The 6153-nt window shown below is 55.5% G+C and carries 9 protein-coding genes; 6 read left to right on the top strand and 3 right to left on the bottom strand.

Annotation, left to right across the window (positions count from 1 at the left end; translation table 11 throughout):
• The first annotated feature begins 29 nt into the window (after positions 1-29).
• Entirely contained in the window at positions 30-461 is a 432-nt protein-coding gene (locus tag ACP151_RS02860; RefSeq protein ID WP_424977332.1) for a MerR family transcriptional regulator, read from the top strand.
• Positions 462-593: 132 nt separating this feature from the next.
• Here ACP151_RS02860 and ACP151_RS02865 read toward each other — a convergent pair whose 3' ends face one another.
• Positions 594-866: a hypothetical protein gene (locus tag ACP151_RS02865; RefSeq protein ID WP_424977333.1), complete on the bottom strand. Its 273-nt coding sequence runs from the start codon at positions 864-866 to the stop codon at positions 594-596.
• Between the two features lie 98 nt (positions 867-964).
• Here ACP151_RS02865 and ACP151_RS02870 point away from each other — a divergent pair, with 98 nt between their 5' ends.
• Positions 965-1120 carry a hypothetical protein gene (locus ACP151_RS02870; RefSeq protein ID WP_424977334.1) on the top strand — a complete coding sequence of 52 codons (156 nt, stop codon included), beginning with the start codon at positions 965-967 and terminating at the stop codon, positions 1118-1120.
• Complete coding sequence (locus ACP151_RS02875) at positions 1117-1308, top strand: hypothetical protein (protein WP_424977335.1); 192 nt, start codon at positions 1117-1119, stop codon at positions 1306-1308. Before ACP151_RS02870 ends, ACP151_RS02875 begins: the two co-directional genes overlap by 4 nt.
• Positions 1309-2205: 897 nt before the next feature.
• Here ACP151_RS02875 and ACP151_RS02880 read toward each other — a convergent pair.
• Positions 2206-3012, bottom strand: coding sequence for a DUF3592 domain-containing protein (locus tag ACP151_RS02880; protein WP_424977336.1), 807 nt, complete (start codon positions 3010-3012; stop codon positions 2206-2208).
• Between the two features lie 73 nt (positions 3013-3085).
• On the opposite strand from ACP151_RS02880, the gene ACP151_RS02885 reads away from it, so the two are divergent.
• On the top strand, positions 3086-3307 hold the full coding sequence (locus tag ACP151_RS02885) for a hypothetical protein (RefSeq protein WP_424977338.1): 222 nt from the start codon (positions 3086-3088) through the stop codon (positions 3305-3307).
• Between the two features lie 26 nt (positions 3308-3333).
• On the opposite strand, the gene ACP151_RS02890 is transcribed toward ACP151_RS02885, so the two are convergent.
• On the bottom strand, positions 3334-3900 hold the full coding sequence (locus tag ACP151_RS02890; protein ID WP_424977352.1) for a hypothetical protein: 567 nt from the start codon (positions 3898-3900) through the stop codon (positions 3334-3336).
• Between the two features lie 275 nt (positions 3901-4175).
• Between ACP151_RS02890 and msrP the strand changes: the two genes are divergently transcribed.
• Complete coding sequence (gene msrP, locus ACP151_RS02895) at positions 4176-5081, top strand: protein-methionine-sulfoxide reductase catalytic subunit MsrP (protein WP_424977339.1); 906 nt, start codon at positions 4176-4178, stop codon at positions 5079-5081.
• A 17-nt stretch (positions 5082-5098) separates the two neighbouring features.
• Positions 5099-5713 carry a protein-methionine-sulfoxide reductase heme-binding subunit MsrQ gene (gene msrQ / locus ACP151_RS02900; RefSeq protein ID WP_424977341.1) on the top strand — a complete coding sequence of 205 codons (615 nt, stop codon included), beginning with the start codon at positions 5099-5101 and terminating at the stop codon, positions 5711-5713.
• Positions 5714-6153: the final 440 nt, after the last annotated feature.

Raw genomic sequence — 6153 nt, forward strand, 5'->3', positions numbered from 1 at the left:
AGTAGCTACAGATGCAAGGAAGATTTCACATGGCGGGGATCACGAACACGCGAGCCTATGGCATCGGAGCAATGTCGCGGGAAACCGGGGTCAATATCGAAACCATCAGATACTATGAGAAAATCGGGCTGATGCCGGACCCTGGGCGAACCTCTGGTGGCAATCGACAGTATTCTTATGACCACCTCAAACGCTTGTCGTTTATCCGGCACAGCCGCGATCTGGGATTCAGCATCGAGGAAATTAGGGCTTTGCTTGGAATGGTCGACCAGCAAGGAGTAACTTGCGGTGACGTTCATCAAATGACAATCGAGCATCTCGCTTCAGTTCGCGCCAAAATTGCTAACCTCCAAGCGCTGGAGAAGGTTCTTGAAGAGATGGCGTCAGAATGTGCCCAAGGTGATTTGCCTGATTGCCCGATCATTGACACGCTTTTCGAGTCAAAAGGGGCCGACACCTAAGGCGCTGGCCAGGTGTTTCTAAAACGGCGGGTGTTTCTTCGGCAGCCAAAGAAAGAGCTGACACGAACAAAATGCTCCGCTCGAAAAGTCGGCGATGCCTCGTAGCGTCCCAATAACCGGAATGCGCCCAGGTTACTCTTCACTCTTTTTGTTAAGCCACTCAATGGAACCGTCAGCTCTGCACACCCGGCCGTCCGGCGAATACCAGCGGTCTCCATTCTCTGGAGGGTGTTTCTTCGAGAAGCCAATTTTTCTGCCAGCCAAGCCACCGCCCTTCACAAATGCATTCTCGCGCCGAAGGTCAGATGCTGAGACTTTGCCGCTTTCGAGGCGCCGCAAGTCTTCATCCCGGCTGCGAGCTTTCGCGTCAGAGCGCTCAGAGAATTTGAAAGGCTTCTCCTTCATGCATGGACCGTAGCAGTTTTCATTGTGACAGCGCAAAAGCGATCTGAACCCTCTCACCCCAACTTGCATAAATACCTACGGTGTGCGGGAATAGCGAAATGGACATCAAAACAGTGAATTTGATTGGGTTTGTGAGCTCGGGGATCGCATTCGGCGCCATCTTTTCGTGGAAATCGCGTCGCAGGCAAACCCCCAACAACCTCGAGATCGTCAAAGGCGCACCCTATAATCTGCTACAGGAGGCCGGAAAATGACAAGCTTCGAAATCGCATCAAGCGTATGCGTGCTGCTGATCACAGCGGCTATCCTCCTGTATTTGCGTCACCTGGTCAGAACTTCAGGGAGCGACCCAATCGACGACCCTGAGCGCGTAAAGAGATTTCTGGAAACTGCTCCCTACCACCTTCTTGAAAAATCCAGCGCAGGGACTCGCCAACTCTGACAGGCTATGTCTGAAGGCGCAATTGAACCATCCTCAGCTTGATCCTTTACTGGAGGGCCACACTTGCGCTGCGTGGACCCCAGTTCAAATTCATGCGCATCGACAGGAAGTTTCTCTACCCTACAACAAATACTTTGTGGGGTAAGAAGTCGCCTTACACATGCTGCCGTGGGTCAAAAAAGTGGCAACGAGGGCATCGCTGACATCGGAATCTGCCGATCACGCCTTCCGGCCGGGCAAAAATTGCGCCGAAATTCTCGATTTTGAGCCCGAATTTCGCGCTTCCCAAAAGTCACTGATTTTGCTATCAAAATCTCAGGACATGGGTTCGTTTCGCCGAGTCGAGAAATGCCTTTTTTGAAGGCCAACCGAACGAACTATTATGAGAGTTTCGCGAATTCTTTTGGGAACTCAGTGCGAACTTCTATGGGTTCCTTCTGCGGAAATTTTGCTTGGATTGCGGAAGCTGCCGCGAACGCGTTCGCGACGTCCTACAAGGGTTTGTAGGTTTCCCCATAGCACTGCGGATACCTCATAGTTTTGCGGTATCCGCCCATAGTTCTGCGGTTCGTGTTGGAAGCCTTCCTTGGCTTCTTGGCTTTTGATGCCTCCATCGGCGATTAGGACGGTTTCCGTGTAGTGGTACACAAATAGGGTTCCAGCGCACGTTGCGCCGGAGCCCACATTTTACTGTCGGAACGTGTTTGCAGATTTCTTCTTCAAAACCTTCCAGGACAACCTATAGGCAATGCGCAGGTCGGTCAGGAAGATGAAGTAGATGCCCGCCCTGCCCGGCTGGGCAATGTCACGGAAGGGGGGGCGAGCTACCTCTCGGTCAGAAGATCGGGTCGGTGACCGTTGACGGCGCCTGCGACACACGCAAATGCCATGACGCCATCAATGCGAGGAAAGGTCGCGTTCAATTTCGAGAACTGCGTTGTATTCGTTTTCGGGTTGCAGCCAGGCCTTTAGGATAGCGCCCTCTGATATGTCATGTCCTGCAAACTGTTCAGGTGACAGCAGTACGAGCCGCTGGTTCGCCATCAGCGCGCCACCCTGGGTGTCGCCAAAGACCACCTTCACGTAGGTTTTTTGGGGGGCAAGCAGGCGGAGATAGGGGTCCGCCGGGATGCCAACATTCAGCACTTCGGCTGTGTCCGCGATCCAATCCGGCCCGATGTCCCGGTAATCAGGACCGCTCATCGCGGCGAGCGCACTGCTGATCATCATGCCTGCAGATGTGGCTGTCACCAGGGCGCCAATGGTGAGCTGAAGCAGGCCTGCGCTAAGCCCAATCTGATCCGGCCAGCTGGCCAGCCGCATCATTGAACGGTCAGGCAGGTAAATCACTTCAACCTGATCGCCCGGCTCGATTTCCTTCCAGAGGGCAATGGGGGCCACTTCCTTTTCGGTCAATATCTTCCCGCCATTGCTGCGTTCGTACCGAAGATAATGATACTTGGTGGGCTTGGTGTGGTGCCGGTCATCCCGGTCAACATACCCTTTTTTCAGCCATTTCTGAGTGACCGTGGCATGCCCTTTCACACCGGATTTTTTGAGAAGCGCTGCCTTCACGTAGTTCCGAAAGCCGAGCAGAATCAGAAACAGGCCAAATGCGCAGGCCAACGCTGCAACGATCAGGGGTGACCAGTTGAAAAGAATATCCGCGACCGGATCGCCAGGCTGATATATTTCCTCGTTCACCGGTCTGACACTCCCATACCGACTGCGCCGCGGCGACTGTACGGGCGGTTTCAGTCATCGTGCAAGTTAAACCGTGAACGAGGCGATCAATGGTATCGGCTGCTGTGTCACTGCCTGCCAGCCATTCGTGCTTCCGCAGGATTTGCCATGCAAATCTCTTGCCGGGTTGCAGTTAGGTGGCCCTGTCGTAACGATCGTGTCCCATAGTGCTTTCTTCCATTCCGGCGAATGGGCGAACCACCAAACCGAGGGGGCAAGCAACGAGACCTTGATCCTGATGCTGGTATCGCTCTGAAGGGGCAGGGCGGCTTTGATTGAATCTTACTCCGCCGCCGCTTCCTTTGCTATCCGGCGTTCGTATTTCCTGCGCAGGACTTTCAGGCGGGGTTCCCAGTTGTATCGCGGGTCCTCAATGGTGGCGGACCAGTAGAGCTTGCCGCCATGGCGCCAGGGGTCAAGTACGATACCGTCATGGATGCCATCGCCTGTGGCGGCGATAACTGCGGTCGAGTGATCGATGCGGAACTCATTTTTCGGTTCGGCAATTGCGCGCAGCATCGTGAGCGTTTGAAAGTTTTCCTGATTGAGCCGTGCCTGCATGTCTTCGGCGTAGTGTACACAGATGCCGCGGTCCTTGACTCCGCTGTTCACCAGCGTGTTGTGAATGATCGGCGACGTGGTGACATTATACTGTTCGGCCAGCCGGGCAGAATGGCTGTAGGCGATTTCCGCCGCGCGGCGGGCCTCCTCAGCGTCCACCTGAGGATCAAGGGACCGGATGGCAAGCGACAGCGCCTCGACATCGTTCTTGGTTGCAGTAGGAGTGGCAGCACATCCTGCCAGCATTGCAGCGGCCAGGATCATCAGTGGAGCAATTAGGGTTTTCATCATGGACTGCCCGAAGCGGTTTTGAATTCCAGTCAGCATAGTCGAGCCGACCCGTCTGTGCAGTGGGGAAATGCCCGGCTGTAGCGGTTTCTTGGACCGTTGGGTGCCGGGGGCTTCACAATTCCGTCAGGCGGGGTGCCTGCGTGCGGGATTTCGCAGAAACTAGCCGGGTATCCAACGTTACACGCCTCTCGCGTAGTCGTGACGGGATATGTTTTGGGTTTTGCTCCCAAAGCCGTTACTTCAGGAAAGACCTGCAATTTTAGGAGCCGCAGATGGCACGCCGCTGGAACAATGATTTGACTCACGCTGATGCAACCCCGGAGGCGGAGTTCTGGAACCGCCGTCGGATCATTGCAGGCATGGCAGGAACCGGGCTGGCTGCCGCTGTTGGCGGTAAGGCTAGCGCGAGTGAGACGCTGGAGCCCAACAGCTGGGAAGAGGTGACCAGCTATTGCAATTTCTATGAGTTCGGTACCGGCAAGGAAGATCCTTCGAGATATGCCGGCCAGATGACCACCAAGCCCTGGAACGTCAAGATTGACGGTCTGGTGGACAGGCCTGGCGATTACTCCTTTGATCAGATTCTCGGAGAGATGACACTTGAGGAGCGTATCTACCGCTTCCGCTGTGTCGAGGCCTGGTCAATGGTGGTGCCCTGGCAGGGGTTTGAGCTGGCTGATTTGCTGAATATGGCGGGAGTGCAGGGCGGGGCCAAATATGTGGCCTTTGAAACCCTCCATCGCCCCGCCGAAATGCCTGGCACAGCTTACAATGTGCTGGACTGGCCGTACCGCGAAGGCCTGCGCCTGGATGAAGCAATGCATCCGTTGACCTTGATGGCCACGGGCATCTTCGGCAAGCCGCTGCCCAATCAGAACGGGGCCCCTCTGCGCCTGGTGGTGCCGTGGAAATACGGCTTCAAGTCAATCAAATCAGTGGTGCGGATTACGTTGACCGATCAGGAGCCGCCAACCAGCTGGAATATGGCCAACCGGCATGAGTACGGTTTCTACAGCAATGTGAACCCTGATGTTTCGCATCCGCGCTGGAGCCAGGCCAGCGAGCGCCGCATTGGTGGCGGTCTGTTTGCCAAACGTCAGCCGACGCTTATGTTCAACGGATACGGGGATGAGGTCGCCTCCATGTATGAAGGCATGGATTTGGCCAGGTTCTTCTGAGAGGGAGGGGCTGCTGGATGGGGGCCACAAACCGGATTTTGCGCCGCCTGCCTGTTTGGGTGGTTTACCTGGCAGGAGCGCTGCCGGCTCCCTGGCTTTTCTATCTGGGGCTCACCGGAGGTCTGGGCGTTGAGCCGATCAAGGCTTTGGAGCATGAATACGGTGAGCTGGCGCTGCAGCTTCTGATCCTGACATTGGCCATCTCCCCTTTGCGCCGGTTTCTGGGGGTGAACCTGATCAAGTTTCGCCGGGCCATCGGTCTTTTGTGTTTCTTCTACGTTCTGTGCCACCTGCTGGTTTGGCTGATCCTGGACGTGCAGATGCCGGGGCAGATTCTGGCAGACATCGCCAAACGGCCCTTTATTACCATCGGCATGGGCGCGTTTGTTCTGATGCTGCCTCTGGCAGCTACTTCCAACAACCTGTCCGTCCGAAAAATGGGGCGGGCCTGGCCCAAGCTTCACAAGTTGACCTATGCAGCCGGTCTTTGTGGGGCTGTTCATTTTGTACTTCTGGCCAAAGGCTTTCAGATCGAACCCCTGGTTTATCTTGCCTTGATCGTTTTCCTGTTGGCCCTGCGTCTGCCCGGCGGCCGCCAGGTAAAACTGGCGTCTCTGTTCCGAGGATCCTAGCCCGGCCCCTGACGCGCGCGCGTATCAAGGGAGCCTATGCTTGTTCCTTGCCTTTTCAGCCCGGCACTTTTGACCGATTCACGCCCTGACCTGTGGGTAAGTAGGCCTTGGTCTGTGGGTAAGTGTGTTTTGTTGTTGTTTGGGTGTTTTGAGTTTGGGGTTTGGGTGATTTTGGGATGTGTGGTGTGGTTTGGTTCCCTGGTTTCTTCATGGGTTAAGACATTGATATCGCGTCATTTTTGATTTTTCTTTGCGGATTTCTTGGATTTTGTTGATTTTGGGGTTGCGGGTATTGGGGGGTAACCGTAAAAGCCCCCTCACCGGCGGCGCTGAGGCGCAGCTGAGACACACCGGACGGGACGGCGGCGACGCGGGACGGGATGGGAAACGAGCCGGAGAGACGGTTGGACGCTCAGGAGAGACTGGGTCATTTTGGAGAT

The organism is Leisingera sp. S232 (assembly GCF_049800895.1).
Taxonomy (GTDB): domain Bacteria; phylum Pseudomonadota; class Alphaproteobacteria; order Rhodobacterales; family Rhodobacteraceae; genus Leisingera.